This window comes from Micromonospora sp. MH33 (assembly GCF_003013775.1).
GTDB lineage: Bacteria > Actinomycetota > Actinomycetes > Mycobacteriales > Micromonosporaceae > Micromonospora > Micromonospora fulviviridis.
In genome coordinates, this window is the sequence record NZ_MUYZ01000605.1 from 1 (window position 1) to 1708 (window position 1708).

The window sequence follows — 1708 nt, forward strand, 5'->3', positions numbered from 1 at the left end:
GGCCGGCGTGAGGGCGGCGGCCGGCCCGTCTCCCTGCGCAGCCAGGCGCAGGAAATCTCAGAATATCGTCGATACCTCAACAGTCTCCACGAAGACAGCGGCTGGCAGGACGAGAGCCCGGAACTCGAATCCTCATTCACCCTCCGCCTAACCGCCGGCGCCCACACGAACACCAAATACCGCACAAGTCTGCACCTCAATATTGGCGGCAATGATGTTATTTTGAATCTCGGCAAACTTGTCGCCCCCGGCGATGGGGTCTCTGTCGACTTCGGGAAGGCCGTCGACGGGCAGGGCGTAGGTTTTGCCAGAATCCCGTACACCGAAGCCGACGGCACCGAGAGTTTCATCTACCGGAAACTCGACCGCGAGTTCGAGGGCGCCGAGCTGGAGGAATTGCGGAAAAGAGTACCCACCCGAGTTTGGCAATTTGAGAAGCCTGGTTTCGTTGACTCCTTCCGGCGGGCAGCGAAAGTGGGCAGCTCGGGTCATTTGAGTGCACACTTCGGTGAGCGCGATGAAACCGGGTCCTTCAAGAGGCCTTCCTATATCCCGCGGGCCAGAGCGGCCGACGGATCGTCGTTCAGCCAGGCTGATATGGCAAACGTGGTTCTCGAAGTCGGGTATGACACCGGCGGTCGGCCCCTCGTGGTTGTGGAAATCCCGGCCGAGCGGAACGGGGGGCGGGCACTGTACCTACAGTTGACCGATCCCGCCCCCACCGCGCACGACATCGAGCGGCTGCGCAAGGCGGAACGAGCGGAACGGACGCTGGAATTCGACAAGCCGTCGTTCAAGGATTCCTTCCGCATGGTGACGACAGTGGGCGAACGCGGCGTTTTGAACGTGCGGTTCAGTGAGGGTGATGAAGGAAAGGCCACCAAGAGAGCCTCTATCGCGCGGGCCAAATTTGCCGACGGAACTCCGTTTGTCATTCCCAGAGGCATGGCGAAGGTTGTTCTCGAAGTCGGGTATGACCTCAATGATCGACCCCTCGCGGTTGCGGAGATCCCGGCCGAGCGGTACGGGGGGCAGGTCCTGTATCTGAGGTTGACCGATCCCGCCCCCGCTGCGCGCGACATCGAGTGGCAGCGCAAAAACGCCTTCTGGGAGTCGTGGGATCGATGGTCGCTTGACGATGCAATTGTTTTCCACGACAATTTGATAGCTAATGCCGCACTTCCCAAACCCATCGATCTTCGGGTCGGCGGTCCGGGAAAGACAGCCGATGGGCTGGAGGTGAATCTGTCCGCGGGGACGGCGATCACCCTGCGGGTGGGAAAGCGGCGGGTCGGACCGGGTCTCGTCGACAATGTTTTCGTGGTGGTCAAGGCGCCGTTGAAGCCGTTGGACGACGCAGCCAAGGCTGCCTACCTGGAAGCCAACTCGCTATACGACGTGTCGGAGATACCCACGCACGCCTACCGGCTTGTCAACACGGGCAAGACCGACGCCAAGTTCCGTGAGCTGATCGAGCAGCTTGAGGTGCGGAAGGAGCGCCGGGAGCGCGCCGCAGCGGGGCCAGCCGCGAAGCGTCGGCGTACCGGGGGGTCGTCGTTGCCTGGGGGGCCGGCGGCGTTCGAGTGGGCTGGTGCGGCTTCGGCCGATGGCGGGGTTGGGTCGTCGTCGGGGTGGGCGGCTGGGGTGGAGCCGTCGGTGGTGTGGGTTGATGGTGGTTGGCGGGTGTCGTATCGCAGTGCGGGGGGTT

General features: G+C 62.9%; 1 protein-coding gene. It reads left to right on the plus strand.

Features of this window, described 5'->3' with window-relative positions:
• Positions 1-1708: hypothetical protein (locus B0E53_RS38295; protein ID WP_168215499.1), on the plus strand; the 1708-nt coding region annotated here is incomplete at both ends.